Source organism: Aquamicrobium sp. LC103 (genome assembly GCF_001014615.2).
Classification (GTDB): Bacteria; Pseudomonadota; Alphaproteobacteria; order Rhizobiales; family Rhizobiaceae; genus LBCQ02.
On sequence record NZ_LBCQ02000015.1, the window covers coordinates 72,882 to 88,720 of the forward strand.

At 62.2% G+C, this 15,839-nt stretch carries 16 protein-coding genes; 6 read left to right on the plus strand and 10 right to left on the minus strand.

The window, feature by feature from the left end; translation table 11 throughout:
• Positions 1–7 precede the first annotated feature (7 nt).
• Both XW59_RS25330 and XW59_RS25335 read left to right on the plus strand, forming a co-directional pair.
• Complete coding sequence (locus XW59_RS25330; protein WP_082137833.1) at positions 8–727, plus strand: FCD domain-containing protein; 720 nt, start codon at positions 8–10, stop codon at positions 725–727.
• Positions 724–1,488 (plus strand): nitroreductase, encoded by a 765-nt coding sequence (locus XW59_RS25335; RefSeq protein WP_281406252.1) that lies wholly within the window; start codon positions 724–726, stop codon positions 1,486–1,488. Before XW59_RS25330 ends, XW59_RS25335 begins: the two co-directional genes overlap by 4 nt.
• A 37-nt stretch (positions 1,489–1,525) precedes the next feature.
• On the opposite strand, the gene XW59_RS25340 is transcribed toward XW59_RS25335, so the two are convergent.
• From XW59_RS25340 to XW59_RS25385, 10 genes are all read right to left on the minus strand, one after another.
• Positions 1,526–2,599, minus strand: coding sequence for a sugar kinase (locus XW59_RS25340; RefSeq protein WP_246666226.1), 1,074 nt, complete (start codon positions 2,597–2,599; stop codon positions 1,526–1,528).
• A complete protein-coding gene (locus XW59_RS25345) occupies positions 2,541–3,419 on the minus strand; it encodes an aldolase (RefSeq protein ID WP_047148687.1) in 879 nt (292 codons plus the stop codon). The genes XW59_RS25340 and XW59_RS25345 overlap by 59 nt, the downstream gene beginning before the upstream one ends.
• Positions 3,420–3,453: 34 nt before the next feature.
• Entirely contained in the window at positions 3,454–4,521 is a 1,068-nt protein-coding gene (locus XW59_RS25350) for a tartrate dehydrogenase (RefSeq protein ID WP_047148688.1), read from the minus strand.
• Positions 4,521–5,972: an NAD-dependent succinate-semialdehyde dehydrogenase gene (locus tag XW59_RS25355; protein ID WP_047148689.1), complete on the minus strand. Its 1,452-nt coding sequence runs from the start codon at positions 5,970–5,972 to the stop codon at positions 4,521–4,523. Before XW59_RS25355 ends, XW59_RS25350 begins: the two co-directional genes overlap by 1 nt.
• A 40-nt stretch (positions 5,973–6,012) precedes the next feature.
• Positions 6,013–7,026 (minus strand): zinc-dependent alcohol dehydrogenase family protein, encoded by a 1,014-nt coding sequence (locus tag XW59_RS25360; protein WP_047148690.1) that lies wholly within the window; start codon positions 7,024–7,026, stop codon positions 6,013–6,015.
• A gap of 37 nt (positions 7,027–7,063) precedes the next feature.
• Positions 7,064–8,119, minus strand: a complete 1,056-nt coding sequence (gene ugpC, locus XW59_RS25365; protein WP_047148691.1) for a sn-glycerol-3-phosphate ABC transporter ATP-binding protein UgpC — start codon at positions 8,117–8,119, stop codon at positions 7,064–7,066.
• Positions 8,120–8,158: 39 nt separating this feature from the next.
• Positions 8,159–8,971, minus strand: coding sequence for a carbohydrate ABC transporter permease (locus XW59_RS25370; RefSeq protein WP_047148692.1), 813 nt, complete (start codon positions 8,969–8,971; stop codon positions 8,159–8,161).
• Positions 8,971–9,840: a sugar ABC transporter permease gene (locus XW59_RS25375; RefSeq protein WP_206077747.1), complete on the minus strand. Its 870-nt coding sequence runs from the start codon at positions 9,838–9,840 to the stop codon at positions 8,971–8,973. Before XW59_RS25375 ends, XW59_RS25370 begins: the two co-directional genes overlap by 1 nt.
• Before the next feature lie 90 nt (positions 9,841–9,930).
• Positions 9,931–11,205: a sugar ABC transporter substrate-binding protein gene (locus tag XW59_RS25380; RefSeq protein ID WP_047148693.1), complete on the minus strand. Its 1,275-nt coding sequence runs from the start codon at positions 11,203–11,205 to the stop codon at positions 9,931–9,933.
• Between the two features lie 213 nt (positions 11,206–11,418).
• Complete coding sequence (locus XW59_RS25385; RefSeq protein WP_246666216.1) at positions 11,419–12,282, minus strand: DeoR/GlpR family DNA-binding transcription regulator; 864 nt, start codon at positions 12,280–12,282, stop codon at positions 11,419–11,421.
• Positions 12,283–12,453: 171 nt separating this feature from the next.
• On the opposite strand from XW59_RS25385, the gene XW59_RS29455 reads away from it, so the two are divergent.
• The 4 genes from XW59_RS29455 (at position 12,454) to XW59_RS25400 (ending at position 15,797) form a co-directional block, all read left to right on the plus strand.
• Positions 12,454–12,591, plus strand: coding sequence for a hypothetical protein (locus tag XW59_RS29455; RefSeq protein ID WP_170990220.1), 138 nt, complete (start codon positions 12,454–12,456; stop codon positions 12,589–12,591).
• A gap of 180 nt (positions 12,592–12,771) precedes the next feature.
• The gene (locus XW59_RS25390) at positions 12,772–13,089 is read left to right on the plus strand and encodes a c-type cytochrome (protein ID WP_246666227.1); all 318 of its coding nucleotides are present in this window, start codon (positions 12,772–12,774) and stop codon (positions 13,087–13,089) included.
• 32 nt (positions 13,090–13,121) lie between these two features.
• A complete protein-coding gene (locus XW59_RS25395; protein ID WP_047148694.1) occupies positions 13,122–13,574 on the plus strand; it encodes a (2Fe-2S)-binding protein in 453 nt (150 codons plus the stop codon).
• Positions 13,575–13,577: 3 nt separating this feature from the next.
• Positions 13,578–15,797, plus strand: a complete 2,220-nt coding sequence (locus tag XW59_RS25400) for a molybdopterin cofactor-binding domain-containing protein (protein WP_047148695.1) — start codon at positions 13,578–13,580, stop codon at positions 15,795–15,797.
• Positions 15,798–15,839: the final 42 nt, after the last annotated feature.

Consider the following 15,839-nt stretch of genomic DNA (forward strand, 5'->3'; position numbering starts at 1 on the left):
CGCTACAATGCCACAGCCCGCCTTTCGCGCCTTCGCAGCCGAAATCGAGCGCAAGATCATATCCGGCGAGATTAAGCCGGGCGACGCCCTTCCCTCCGAAGCCAAGCTGGCGGAAGAATTGGGCGTCAATCGCTCGACCGTTCGGGAGGCCATTCGGGTTCTCGAGCAGAATGGTTTTGTCCGACGTGAGGTAGGGAAAAAGAAGCTCTTCGCCTCCTTGCCGCAATCAGGTGAGATCTCGCAGCGGCTGAAGATGGCCATGGTGCTCAATCAGGTCACCTTCGAGGAATTGTGGGAGGCAATGTATGCATTGGAGCCTGCCGCCGCGGATGCCGCCTCGCGGCGACGGACGGAGGCTGATATCGAGGCACTCGAGCGGAACCTGGCCGACACAAGGGAAGCGCTGGCAGATTCCCTGCGATTGACAGAACTCGACATCGAGTTTCATCAGATAGTGGCAAAGGCAACCGCGAACCGCGCAATCGAAGCCGCACGGCTGCCTATCGGTGAACTATTCTATCCGCCCTTTTTGGCGGTTATGTCGCGCTTGAACGCAAAGGAGCGTTTGCTTTACGCTCATGAGCAGATCGTCGATGCCATTCGTAAAGCCGATGCGCCGCGTGCCCGTGAATGGATGGAAAAGCATATCCTCGATTTCCGTCGCGGATACGAGCTTGCCAATTTGGGCATGGAGCGTCCGGCAATCCTGCCTGCGGGACAGATATGACAGCGATGCACCCGACGGACGGACGGGCACGTCACGTATTGGAAGCGATCAGTTCCCGCCGGGCAATCCGCGCCTTCCGGCCTGATCCGGTTCCGCACGCGGCGATAAGGCAGATTCTGGATGCCGCCGCGCGCGCGCCCTCGGGGTCGAATATTCAGCCTTGGCAGGTTGTCGTCGTTACCGGCGAGGCTCTTCGTCTGCTCGGAACGGAACTGGTCCGACTGTCTCTGTCGGGCGAGGCGGGCGAGACTGAATATGCCTACTATCCTCGGCAATGGCGCGAACCTTATCTGGCGCGGCGGCGAAAGGTGGGATGGGCACTTTACGGCAGTCTTGGAATCGAACGCGGTCAAACCGACCGGATGGCTAGGCAGCACGCGCGCAATTTTTGCTTCTTCGATGCCCCTGTGGGACTAATCTTCACACTTGATCGCGACATGGAGCAGGGCAGTTGGCTGGATCTTGGAATGTTCGTGCAGAATGTGATGATCGCAGCATGTGGGCTGGGACTTGATACCTGTCCGCAAGCAGCTTTCTGTTCCTACCACCAGTTGATTTCCAAGCGTCTCTCGATCCCGGCCGATCGACAAATCGTCATGGGAATGGCGCTCGGCTACGCCGACCCCCGCGCCCCTGAAAACAACTTCGAAACTGAACGCGAACCTGTCGAGCAGTTTGCACGCTTCATCGACACCTTGCATTCCAATGAAGGTCGAAATGGTCCGCGTGTATCGGATTGTCCAGACGCACAAATCACATAGGCTGCCCTTACGCCCCGAGATTTGCGCGCGAACCAATTCAATAGAGATTTCCTTTCTGCAGGTCTCGAAGGAGGCGATCCACGGCAACGCGATCAGGGAAGCTAATTCGACCGCCCTCGCTGGCGCACTTCAAGGCCGCAGCGGCCGCTGAGAACCGAAGTCCTTCCTCTTCGGACATGCTGTTCGCCAACGCAAAGGCAAAGGCGCCATGGAACACGTCACCTGCGCCGACCGTTTCAATTGCTCGCACGGGAAATGCGGGTAAGGACTGGATTTCGCCGCCACGCTTCAGCCATCGAACGCCTCTGCTTCCAAGGGTCACTGCCACGAAAGGCGCATCGGCGGCAGCCCGGCGCAAACCTTCGGCGGGATCGTTCGTGTTGTAGATTTCAGCAAGGCCCGGTTCGGAAAACACCGCATGGCTTGCGCAGCGCACCGCTTCCACCGTGCGCGGATCCGCGCCGGCGTCGGCGTCTAGAACGGCTGGAATACCTGCCTGCCGTGCTGCCGACAGCGTCGCCACCGCGCCCTCGATCCAGCGATTGTCGGCCAGCACGGCGTTGAGCGTTGCAACGGCGTGAAGAGGAAGCCACGCCGGATCAGGATCAAGCGCGTCGGAGCGATACAAAACGATCGCCCTATTGCCAGCGCGATCGCTCAGCACCAGCGAATGGGAAGAAATCGCGTCGTCCACGATGCGGACGGTGTCAATGTTGACTTGGTCCTGCTTAAGCCCCTCGAGGACGCGCGCACCCTTGTCGTCACCGCCGAGGCGGCCCCACCATGCAGCGGAGCCGCCCAGCCGCGCAATCGTCACGGCTGCATTGGCCGCCATGCCGCCGCCCGTTTCGAAGTAGGACAGTGCCCGCGTCTTGCCATCCTCGCCTGGCAGACGATCCACGCCATAAACGAGGTCGAGTACCGCACCGCCGATGCAGGCAATTTGCACAGTCATTCCATCCCCGGCTCGGTTAGCAGCTGACATGCGGCTGATCATGCGCTTTTTCGCATATCGGGCCGCAGGCTCGTTCATGTCATAGGTACGCGACGGTTTACGCGCCGACCGCGCGATCAACGGTGTCGCAAAGGCGCTTGAGGCGATCAACCCCATCGATTTCAAGCGCATGTTTCATGTCGGCGGCACCGATCGTGTTCTTCCACACGGCGCGGCCGGCCAGGAAACCGCTGGCGCCTTCGCGGCACGCCCATTCAACGGCGGTCGGGAACTGATCGGGCGAAACGCCCGACGAGAGAACGACCCAAGGTGACTGGATGACACGGGTGAGTTCGGCACAGCGGCGACGGACTTCTGCTTCCTCGCCCGCGGCTCCCTGCAGGGGAACCTCGGCCTTGTAGAGATCCTGCCCGCGATTACCCAACTCCTTGGCGGCGGCCAGAATACCTTCTTGGAGATCATAGGCGCGGCCGTCGCGCGGCTTTCGCGACACCGGCTCGATGACGCTGATAAGGTCGGCGCGACGGCAGCGGGCGATGAACTCGTCCACCATGGCGATACGTTTCTCGGCGGCCTCGTCCGGGCGCCAGACCACCAGAAGCTTGAGCGCCTTGGCGCCCTGTTCCTTGACCTTCTCCGGAATGACGAGGTCATTCAGCGTCACATCGCCCACGATCTCGTCGGCGCTTGCATGAAACTGGTCGGCAGCGGCGATCAGACCGCATCCGGGGGCGATAACCTTCTGTTCCATCGCCGGCGTCCAGGCAAAGTCCCGGTCGATCAGCACAGCCGAAGCATAAGGCGTCAGGGCCTTGAGCGCTTCCAGCTTGAAGTCGACGAGTTGCTGGTCGCTAACCGGGCCGCTCTGCTTCTCGGCAAACATGGCACGCATCGATTCGCGCTGGTCGATGGCGAGCATTGCGAAAGCACCCGAAGGGCGCGCGAGGGCGGAAAGATCACGGGCGGCATTGGTCATGGACGATGATAGCTCCTTGGATGCGTTCAGGCGCTCAGCGCAGATCATCTGCGATCGCGCGCGCAACGTCTGAGGTTGTGGCTGTGCCGCCCTGATCGGGCGTGCGGATGGTCGGATGTGCCGTCACGCGTTCGACGGCGGCGAGGATGGCCGCGGCAGAGGCGGTCTCGCCGAGATGCTCCAGCATCATCGCGCCGGACCATATCGCGGCGATGGGGTTGGCAAGCCCCCTGCCCGCTATGTCGGGCGCAGAACCGTGCACCGGCTCGAACATGGACGGGACGTCGCCTGCGGGATTGATGTTGGCCGCGGGCGCGAAGCCCAATCCGCCCTGAATGGCAGCGCCTAGATCGGTCAGGATGTCGCCGAACAGGTTAGACGCAACCACCACGTCAAGTGAGTCCGGCTGCATCACGAAGCGCGCTGCAATGGCATCAATATGGTAGCGGGTGACCGTGACATCCGGATAGTCCGCCGCGATCTCATCCGTCACGTCGTCCCAGAACACCATGGAATGCTTTTGGGCATTGGATTTGGTCACGGAAGCGAGGCGTCCACTGCGCTTGCGCGCCTGTTCGAAACCGTAGCGCAAGATGCGTTCCACGCCGCGCCGCGTGAAAATCGCGGTTTCCACGGCAACTTCGTCCGGCCCGCCGACATGAATGCGCCCACCTGCCCCGCTATATTCGCCTTCCGTATTCTCCCGGATGCAGAGGATATCGAACGCCTCCGCGCGCAAAGGGCCTTTCACCCCCGCCAGGAGCCGATGGGGTCTTGCACTCACATAAAGATCGAAGGACTTGCGGATCGGTAGCAGAAGGCCGTGCAACGAAACGGAATCGGGCACGAGCTGCGGCCATCCGACAGCGCCGAGGAGAATGGAGTCGAAGGCGCGCAAGCTCTCGATGGCTTCTTCCGGCATCATCCGGCCTTCAGCCAAGTAATAATCGCAGGACCAGGGAAACCGGGTCGTTTCGAGCGTATAGCCGAAGCGCGAGGCACCCGCTTCCAGAACCTCGACGGCCGCGTCGGTAACCTCGCCGCCGATCCCGTCACCGGGTATCAAGGCAATGCGGTGCTTCCTGGTGGATGAAATCGCCATCAGAGACCAAGGCCTCCGATGCAGGTGTATTTGACGTTCATATAGTCACCGAGACCGTATTTGGAGCCTTCCGAGCCGAAGCCGGATTCCTTGACGCCACCGAACGGTGCAACCTCGGTGGTCACGATGCCCTCGTTGACGCCGACGATGCCGCATTGAAGCCGCTTCGAAACGCGGAAGGTGCGGCCGAGATCGCGCGTGTAGAAGTAGCAGGCCAAGCCGAATTCCGTGGCATTGGCACGCGCGATGACCTCGTCTTCGGTTTGGAACCGGAAGACGGGCGCGACCGGCCCGAAGATCTCCTCGCGCGCCAACGTCATGTCGTCGGTGGCATCGGCAATCACGGTGGGCTGGAAGAAGCTGTCGCCACGCTCGTCGCGGCCACCGCCCACAACAATGCGGCCGCCCCTGGCGGTAGCATCCGCCACCATGGTCTCGGCCTTGGCAACGGCGTGACCGTCGATCAGTGGGCCAATCACCGTCCCGGCTTCAAGGCCCGAGCCGACGCGCAGCGCGCTTGTCGCGGCTGCGAGCTTTTCCACGAAAGCATCATGAATGCCGGACTGCGCATAGAACCGGTTGGTGCAAACGCAGGTTTGGCCCGCATTGCGGAACTTGGCGGCAATCGCGCCTTCGACGGCCCGGTCGAGATCGGCATCGTCGAACACGATGAAGGGGGCATTGCCGCCAAGCTCCATCGACATCTTCTTGACCGTGCCTGCCCCTTGCGCGAGCAGGGTTTTGCCGACCTGCGTTGAGCCGGTGAAGGTAATCTTCTTCACAAGCGGGTTCGCGGTCAGTTCGCCGCCGATGGCGCGCGGAGAGCCTGTGACGACATTCAGCACGCCGGCCGGAATGCCGACCATCTCGGCCAGAAGAGCCCAGGCCAGCCCAGAATAAGGCGTCTGGGACGCGGGCTTGGCGACAACCGTGCAGCCTGCGGCAAGCGCCGGGCCGATCTTGCGCGCCAGCATGGAAGACGGGAAGTTCCACGGCGTGATCGCGCCAACAACGCCGATCGGTTCCTTTGTCACGAGGATCTGACGGTCACGCCACGGCGATGGAATAACGTCGCCATAGGCGCGCCTGGCTTCCTCGGCGAACCAGAGGATATAGCTGGCGCTCATGCCCACTTCGCCCCGGGCTTCGGCCAGCGGCTTGCCCTGCTCACGTGTCAACAGCTCGGCAAGCGCATCCTGATGGTCAAGGATCGCGGCACTGAGATCGCGCAGGAATACCGCGCGTTCTGCCGCAGGACGGGCACCCCACTCACCAAGAGCGGCCTGCGCCGCCTCGATCGCGCGGCGCGTCTCGACCGCGCCGGCATCAGGAACCGTGCCGATCGCCTCGCCGCTGGCTGGATCGCTCACCGTGATCTCGCCGCCGCCGTCGGCGCCGCACCATTGACCGTCGATATAGATCCGCTCGCGCTTGAGCTCGTTCCAGTTCATGATCGATCCATTCCGTTGCAGAGAGGAAGCGCCGATGGCGTCAGCCGTTTGGCTTGATGCAGATCTTCAGCCCGTCGCCGCGATGAGCGGTAGCGAAGGCTTCGCCGATGTCTTCCAGCGCGAAGCGATGGGTAACGATACTCCTCAGGCGCAGACGCGGCAGGATCTCCATCACGCGGTGATGCGTGTAGGGATTGCGGATCGAGCCGACGATGGTGATTTCGCGCGCAAACACGCGGTTCGGCTCGATGGAGGCTCGCTTGCCGGGAGCCGCGACGCCGAAGAACAACACGCGTCCGCCGTGGCAGACCAGTTCGATAGCCTGCTCCGCCGTATCCGGGCGGCCGGCGGCCTCGATCACTACATCCGCGCCGAGCCCACCGGTCGCGCCGTTGACGAAGGCTGAGAGATCCTCGCCGAGAGGATCCACGACCTGGTCGTAACCGAAGGTACGGATCTGGTCGCGGCGGCCGGCATTGGGTTCGGAGATGATGATCTTCGCGGCGCCGCGCAGCTCGGCCAAGCGAGCCAGGATCAGCCCGGCGGCGCCACCGCCCAGGATCACCACTGTGTCCCCCAGCCCGACATCGACCCGGTCGATGCCGTGCATGCAGCATCCCGTGATTTCGCCCAGTGCGGCTTCCTCGGCGCTGATGCCTTCCGGCACACGATACACCGTATCCATGCGCACGGTGGCATATTGCTCGAACCCGCCGTTCAGATTGATGCCCCAGGCAAGCCGGTCGAGGCATAGATGCGGCTTGCCGAGGCGGCAAGGCTTGCAGCATCCGCAATAGACATGAGGCTCAACCGACACGAGATCGCCCGGCTGGCAGATCCGCACCGAACTGCCCACGCGTTCGACATAACCGGAAAATTCATGACCGAGCACCACCGGTGGCTTGGCCCAGAACTTTCCTTCCAGGATGTGCTGGTCGGTGCCGCAGATCGTGGCGGAATCGATACGGATCAAAACCTCGTCGTGACCGGGCTCCTGGATGGGAATATCCTGGAGCTTCAGGGCCGCAGTGCCGTCGAAGATTGCTGCTTTCATCTCGGTTGTCCTTGTGCCGGCGGCGGGAAGCTGTTCGTCAGATGCGGGCGCCGTTGGCGTCGAACGCCAGGGCCTTGCCCGGTACGAAAGCAAGTTGCAGGCGGTCGCCGGCCTTTGGCACGACATCGCCCGGCAGGCGTACCATTACGGGCGTGTCCCCTACCGTCACCGACAGCAGCGTGTCCGAGCCGAGCGGCTCCACCACGTCGACGACGCATTCCACGCCGTGCCCGCCCGGTGCCGTGATGCCGATATGTTCGGGGCGGATGCCCAATTCGCCCGGCGCTGCCGCGCTCGAGCCGAGACGCCGGACCTGCACCTGGTCGCCAGTGGCGAGCGTCGCCGTTTCCCCGTTGATATGTACGGGCAGAAAATTCATGGCTGGGGAGCCGATAAAGCCCGCCACAAACCGTGTGCGCGGTTCATGATAAAGGTCAGCAGGCGTACCGATCTGCTCTACCGCACCACCCCGAAGCACCACGATGCGGTCCGCCATGGTCATCGCCTCGACCTGGTCATGGGTGACATAGATCATGGTGGTCTTCAGGCGGGCGTGAAGGCGCTTGATCTCGGTCCGCACCTCCACCCGCAGCTTGGCGTCGAGGTTCGAAAGAGGCTCGTCGAACAGGAAGACATCGGGCTCGCGAACGATCGCGCGGCCCATGGCTACGCGCTGCCGCTGGCCGCCCGAAAGGGCACGCGGCTTGCGGTCGAGCAGATGGCCGATCTGCAGGATTTCCGACGCTTGGGCGACGCGGCGCTCGATCTCCGCCTTGTCCGTGCCGCGCATCTTGAGGCCGAACGACATGTTGTTGCGGATCGTCATATGCGGATAAAGCGCATAATCCTGGAACACCATCGCAATGTTGCGGTCGCGTGCTGGCACGAAGTTAACGACCCGCGAACCGATCGCAATCTCGCCGCGCTGGAAGCTTTCGAGCCCCGCAATCATGCGCAACAGCGTCGACTTTCCGCATCCTGACGGGCCGACGAACACCATGAACTCGCCATCTTGGATGTCGAAGGACAAGTCTTCGATTATGGTGTGCTCGCCGTAGCTTTTGACGACATTTCGGACTGCAACGGAACTCATGCGTGGAAACCTTCCGAATGGGAACTGAGAGCGCGGCCGTCAGCCCTTGACGGCGCCGAAGGACAAGCCGGCCACCAGCCAGCGTTGAACCATGAAGGTGAGAACGAGAGGCGGCAGCGCGATCACCGTCGCGGCAGCCATGAGCGCGCCCCAGTTGGTTGTGCCTTCACCAATGAAGTTGAAGGACGCGACAATCGCCGTTTTCGTGTCGAAGCCCGACAATGCGAGCGCAAACAGGAAGTAGTTCCAGGAGAATACGAAGCTCATGATCGTCGCCACGACCACGCCCGGATAGATCATCGGCAAAACCAGGCGCACGAGGATCGTAGGGCCTCGGCAGCCGTCGATCTGGCCGCTTTCCACCACTTCGCGCGGCATGCCGTCGAAATAAGGAAGCAGGATCCACAAAGCGAGCGGCATGGTCACCACCGCATGGGCCAGCACAAGCGCGGTGTAGCTGCCTGACAGGCCGAGATTGGAGAACATGATGAACCACGGCAACAGGAACAGCGTGCCGGGGGCCATGCGTGCAAAGAGGCTAACCGTCGCCGGCCACACCATGCGATGCCAGGAAATCGCAAAGGCCGCGGGAATGGCCAGTACCAGGCCGAGCAGCGTCGAAAGCCCCGCAACGACGAAGGAATTCCATGTGTAATGCAAGAATTCGGTACGCCCAAATAGTTCCTCGTAGTTTTCGAGCGTCGGCTCGAACACCAGGCTCGGAGGATAGGCCGTAACTTCCAGCGGGCTCTTGAAAGAGGACAGAGCCATCCAAAGGATCGGCGACATGAAGATGATCGCGCCGAGCGAGAAAAGAACGGTGGGAAGCAGCGTGCGCTGTTTGTTATCCATTACCAAGACACCCGCTTACGAAGACCTGCAAAGAAAAGAACCGAGCCGAGCACAAGCAAGGCAAGGACGATCATCACCGCCGCGGCGTAGCCGACATCCATGAAGTCGAAGCCGAGTTTGTAGGCATAGATATTCAGCGTGGTGGTCGAATTGCCTGGGCCACCCTGCGTCGTGATGTAGATGATGTCGAAGAAGCGCAGCAGATCGACCGAACGCAGAACAGCCGCGGTCAAAAGCGTCGGGCCCAGCAGCGGCAAGGTAATGTGCCAGAAGCGCCTGAACCCTACCGCGCCGTCGATTTCAGCAGCCTCATAAACGCGCGCCGGCAAGGACTGCAGCCCACCGAGAACGATCAACGCAACGAACGGCGTCCACTGCCAGGTGTCGATGAGAGCAATCACAAGCAGCGACCAGTTCGGGGACGCCAGCCACAGCAAGGGCGCGAAACCGAGGCTCTGGACAATCCAGTTCGCCGCACCGAGGCCGGGATCGAGCACCACGATGGCGATCATGCCGACAACGACCGGCGGCAGCATGAAGGGTGAAAGGATCGCGGTGCGTACAAGGCCGCGCACGACATCGTAGCGGTTTAGAAGTAGCGCAAGCGCCGTACCTAGAACCAATTGCAGAACGAGCGCCGACAGGAACAGCCCGAACGTGATGCGCAGCGCGCTCCAAAAGGACGGATCCGCCGCCAAACGTTGGAAGTTCGCGACCCCGAACCCGGTTGCCGGGGATCCGCCACCGAAGCCGAGATAAACAGCATAGCCCAGCGGGAACACCACCATGGCGAGCGTGAGAATAACGGCCGGGATCATCATCCACCGGACAGACATCGCGGTCTGGCCGGTCTGGGGCTGATGGGGCATGGGAAGGGAACTCCTGACGGATCGGGGCGGTGTCGAACCGGACGCGCCGAATTGCAGCGCGGCCGGTATCGCCATCGTTACGGGCAGGGCTTAATCCTGAAGCGCCTGAACCTGCTCGGTTACCGCACAAGCTGCGGCTTCCGCGTCGTTTTGGCCAAGGATCACCTGCTGCACGACGCTGGACAGAATCTCACGCGCTTCCGGCGTGCGGGTCAGCGTCGGCGTCTGGTAAAGCGAGGTGCCGGTCTGCGAAATCTCGAGCAGCGCCTCCAGCCATTCGCCGCGAGGGCGGCTTTCACTTGCCCAGGCCTTGAAGTCGTCACCATTGAAGACGGAAACACGCGATGGAGCGATGCCGTTCTGGGCGAGCGTGTTCTGAACTTCCTTGCCGGTTGCCCATTGCAGGAAATACCAAGCCGCTTCCTGCTTCTGCGACTTGCCGGAAATGGCGAGGCTCCAGTTGATGACGATCGGCTTGGAGGTGCCGTCGGCACCTGGCGGCAGAACACCAACCGCAATGTCCTCTGAGCGGCCGGGATAGCGCATGAGGGTGGAGAACTCGTTTGAGGACTCGTTCGACATCGCCACTCGCCCCTGGGCGAGGAGATCTATAACCTGCGTGAAAGTGTGGTTGGTCGCGCCGGGCGGGCCGTATTCGCGCAGCAGCGAGCCATAAAGATCGATGCCCTTGATCGTACCCGGCAGGCACAGCGTGGCCTTGCCGTCCGCATCCTTGAAATCGCCGCCGCTGTTGTAAACGAAACCGCCAAGCGGATAGCCGACGGTGCCGCGCAGACCGCGCGCGGCCCAAGGTGTGATCGCGCTGTCGCATTCCTTCAGCTTGGCGGCCGTGGCGGACAGTTCCTCGAGATTCGCGGGCTTTTCCAGGCCGCACTTCTCAAAGACGTCCTTGCGCCAGTAGAACAGCGGGCCCTCGACATTGATCGGCAAGCTGGTGACCGTCTCGCCCACGACGCCGCTATCGCGCAGCGCCTGCGAGAAATCTTCGTATTCGAAGGCGGGGTCTGTCGCATCGCCCTTCAGCAACGAAGTCAGATCGGCATACCAGCCATTGGCCTGAAACAGCGGCGCCTCGCGTGACGGCAAGGTCATGAACACATCGAGGTCGCTCGATCCACCCTGCAGCAGCGTGGTCAGGCGCGCGCGATACTGCTCCTCGCTATAGGTCTCGACGCGCAGCTTGATGCCGGTCTTCGTTGTGAACTCATCCAGCCGGTCGCGCATCTGTTGCGTCCAGGCGAGATTGTTGAGCATCAGATTGACGGTCTCACCGTCATGCTTGCGCCAATCAAAGCCATCCTGCGCGTGCGCCGGCACCATTGCCAAAGCCAGAACAGCGGACATTGCAAAGAATCTCAAATCAACCTCCCTCAACTGCCAACCCTCGACGGGCGGACTCATATGGACCGCGGCAAACGCCCTTCGGTCATCCAGCAGGCCGCAACGCCGCTCTCCCAGACAAAGCCAGATATTCGTTTCTGTTGTTTTTTGTCAACCTATGTTCGTTTTATTTCTTTTGCGAATTTCGAGCGGCCTAGCTTGGCCACTGCAGCGAAATCACGAACCAGGAAGATGCAGGGAGACACCGAAGCTGTTCACCAGTTCAATGCTGGCGGCGGGCGGTGTTTCATTTGTGAGGAGTCTGTCCACGCTGCGCAAATGTGTGCTGCGCACAATTCCAGTGGATGCGAACTTCGAGGAATCAGCGACCAGGATCGTCTCGCGCGCATTGGCGATCATAGCCAGCAATGGCGGAACAAGGCTTTGGTCATATTCCAGCAATGCGCCATCGGCCGCAATGCCGCAGGTGCCAATCAGAGCGAAATCCAGGGAAAACCGCTCGATGATGCGCGCCGCCTCGTCGCCCGTCAGTGATCCGCTGGCTGGGCGCATCGCGCCCCCAACGACATGGATCTCGAAGCCTATTTTATCGTAAAGCGAGATAGCTGCATGGAGGTTGTTGGTGACGATTGTCAGCCCTTCGCGCACCCGCAGACACTGCGCTGCAAGTGCCAGGGTCGAGCCACCGGCAATGAACAGCGATGAGTGGTCGGGGATGAGGTCCGGCAAAAGCCCCGCAGCGACCTTCTTTTCCTCAACATGGCTTGTGCTACGCACCTCATAGGTAGCGGCGGAAGGCGCTTCCGGCAACCGCGCACCGCCGTGGTAGCGTTGCACCTTCCCATCTCGGGCAAGAACATTGAGGTCGCGGCGAATCGTTTGTGGCGACGTATCACAGGCTGCCGCCATATCTTCGATAGTAACGTAGTCCTGTGCCTGAAGAAGGCCGAGAATGACATCGAATCGCTCAAAACTGCGCATCATCGCGCTGGCCCCTCGTTCGTTTTGTTGCGTTTCGTTATACAGACGGGACGAAAAAGGCAATGGGAACCATGACGACTCATGCTTCCATTGCAGCATCCTTTCTTCCTGGGCGAGGGCTTTGACGTCGAAGCTGGAACGCACTCCGACAACCCCGGCCTGACGTCATGAAACTATACGTTGCGACGCCGACACCACCGAGCCCGTTGCAATCCGGTCAATACCTCAAACGGAACGGCCTCGCGTGAGTACCGTCGATGACACGAGGCCATGGACAAGGCGACGGCGGAAAGCCGCTTCGATCTCGTCGTGCTCGAAGTCATGATGCCGGGCGAGGATTTGTGCGCGTCACTGCAGCGCACCGACAATCCCACATCCAGTCGTCCTTTGAGACGATCAAAAAAGTAATTCAGACGCTCCAGCATAGTTCGTGCAGCGCGAGGCCTCTATCGTTGATAGTGACGAACAGTTGGCTTCGGGAACAAGATTTTGACCCATGAACGAACGGCATGCCGAAATATCCACGCCGCCATCCAGCGTAATGCCTATGCGTGGCTAGTTGTCGTTGCCGCTCTCGCTGTACCGCCTTTGCCAGCAACCGCCAACGCCCAACAGGCCGATGGCGAGCGGCTGTTCCGCCAGCGTTGCGGCACCTGCCACAGCCCCGATCCAGGTCAGAACAGAAGCGGCCCTCATCTCGCCGGTGTGATCGGACGTGCGGCCGGCAGCATCGAGGGTGCGCGCTATTCGAAAGCAATGCGCGAGTCGGGCGTAGTCTGGAACGACGAGGCCCTCGACAATTTTCTCGCCGCCCCGCGCCGCATGGTTCCGGGCACGACGATGACCGTCGGTGTTCCGGATGCGGCTCAGCGCGCGGCAATCATTACCTATCTCGAAAGCCAATAGCCGAAAGCCACCAGCACGAAGGAGGTACGCCCATGACAGCGTTTACGATCAACGGAAGCGCGGTCGATGTCGCCGCCGAACCCGACACGCCCCTCCTGTGGGTGATCCGGGACGAGCTCAAGCTCACAGGCACCAAGTTCGGCTGCGGAATAGCCATGTGCGGCGCCTGCACGGTTCATGTCGACGGCGAACCGATGCGTTCCTGCCAGACACAGCTCCAGGACGTCGCCGGCAGGCAGGTGACGACGATCGAAGGTCTTTCGCCGGATGCCAGCCATCCGTTGCAGAAGGCATGGATCGTCGAGCAGGTGCCGCAGTGCGGCTACTGCCAGTCTGGGCAGATCATGCAGGCGGCGGCACTTCTTGCAAGCAATCCGCAGCCCAGCCGCGAGCAGATCATAGAGCACATGGACGGCAATATCTGCCGCTGCGGGACCTATGGTCGGATCATCAGCGCCATCGAGCGCGCCGCGCAGGAGGCCTGAGCCATGACCGCGAAATCCGGGCTTCAGGCCACCGCCCTATCACGGCGCAGTTTCCTCGTCACGGTCGGCGGTGCCGGCATCGCAGTGGCGTTCGGCGGCCTGCCTTCCGTCGCGCTTGGCGCCGAGACTGCACCGGTGGCGATTGGCGGTTTCGCACCCAATGTGTGGGTGACCATCTCGGCCGATGGCACTGTCAGCATCATCTGTCCCGCCTCCGAGATGGGTCAGGGCGTCATGACATCACTGCCCCTGCTGATCGCGGAGGACATGGACGCCGACTGGAACAAGGTTCGCGTCATTCAGGCTCCGTCCGACGCGGAGAAATACGGCAATCCCGGTTTCTACGGCATCCAGCTCACCGGCGGCAGCGAGACCATGCGGGGTTACTATCAGCTGCTGCGGCTGGTCGGTGCACAGACGCGCAAGGTCATCCTGGCGATCGCCGCCTCCCGGCTGGATGTGCCCACGGGCGAGCTTACCACCGAACCGAACCGCGTCGTGCATTCGGCTTCAGGTCGATCGCTAGACTATGGCGAGATCGCCGCGGCGGGCGAGCTTCCCGATCCGCTTCCGGAAGCAACCGAGGCCGATCTGAAGCCGGTCGACCGGTGCCGTTATATCGGCCGCAGCGACATCGGCCGTATCGACGTGCCGGCAAAGGTCGACGGCACCGCGCGGTTCGGCATCGATGTCGAACTGCCTGACATGCTTTACGGAACGGTGCTGCGCGCGCCGGTTCCCGGTGAGCAGCCGGAAAGCATCGACGATGTCGCGGCCAGGGCCGTGAAGGGCATCACTCATATCATTCGCCTGTCGCACGGCGTTGGAATCATCGGGGAGAGCTACGACGCGGCGCGACGGGCCAAGGAGGCGCTGAACGTCACCTGGAGCACCTCTTCGCGGGTCCGGCGCTACGACAGCGCTCTCCTGGCGGAAACCTATCGAGATCTCGGCCGCGACCTTGACCAGCCGGGCGTCGCCGCGCACACGCAAGGCGACGCCGCCTCCGCGATCGCCAGCGCCACGCGTATCGTCAGTGCCGACTATGTCAGCGACCACGTCCACCACGCGACCATGGAACCGATGAACGCAACGGCGCTGGTCTCCGGTGGAACGGTAGAGGTCTGGGCACCGACCCAGGGGCCAACCGCGACGCTGGGGTTCGCCGCCAACGCCGCCGGCACGACGCCCGACAAGGTGAAGGTCCATACCACGCTGTTGGGAGGCGGCTTCGGCCGCAGGGCGGAAGCAGACTTCATCATCGATGCCGTCTTGCTCGCCAGGGAGGTTCAGGGGCAGCCGGTCAAGGTCATCTGGAGCCGCGAGGACGACGTCCAGCACGGCAAGTACCGGCCCCTTGCGGCGCAGCACGTGCAGGTCGGCCTGGACGAAGGCGGCAACATCGTCGGCTGGCGTCATCGCGTGGTGGCGGACTCGATCTTTGCCCGCACCATGCCAGACATGTTCGCCGGCGACGGAGGCCTCGACACGGTCGTCACCGACGGCACGATCTTCAACTATCGCGTTCCGGCGCATCTCGTCGAGTTCATCCGCCAGGACAACGGCCGGGATGTCGGATTCTGGCGCGCGGTCGGGTACGGCCAGAACAATTTCGGCGTCGAATGCATGATCGACGAGGTCGCCGCCGCCAAGGGCGTCGACCCCGTCGCGTTCCGGGTGGAATTGCTGGCCGAAGCACCGCGTGCCCGCAAGGTGATCGAGGCCGTTGCCGAGATGGCTGAATGGAACCGCGAGCGCGAAGGCCGGGCACTCGGCCTCGCCTATACCGACGCCTTCGACGCGCATTGCGCGCAAGTCGCCGAGGTGTCCCTCAACCGCGAGAGCGGGGAGATCCGCGTGCACAACATCTGGTGCGTCGTCGATCCGGGGGTGGCGGTCCAGCCCGTCAACATCGAGGCCCAGGTCGCCGGCGCGATCGTGCATGGTGCCAGCCACGCCCTCTACGAGCAGATCAACATCGTTGACGGCGAAGTCCAGGAAACGAACTTCGACACCTATCGGGTGATGCGGATGTCGGAGATGCCGGAAATCCATGTCCGCGTGACACCAACGCCGGAGAACAAGCCGGCAGGCATCGGCGAGGTCGGGCTTCCGCCGACCGGACCGGCGATCGCCAACGCCGTGGCGCGGCTCACCGGCGGCGTGCGGCTGCGGCACTATCCGTTCCTGCCGGAGCGGGTCAAGGCGGCGCTCGACGGGTGATCGTCAGCGGAGGGAGCGGCACGATCACAAGACATCACGGTG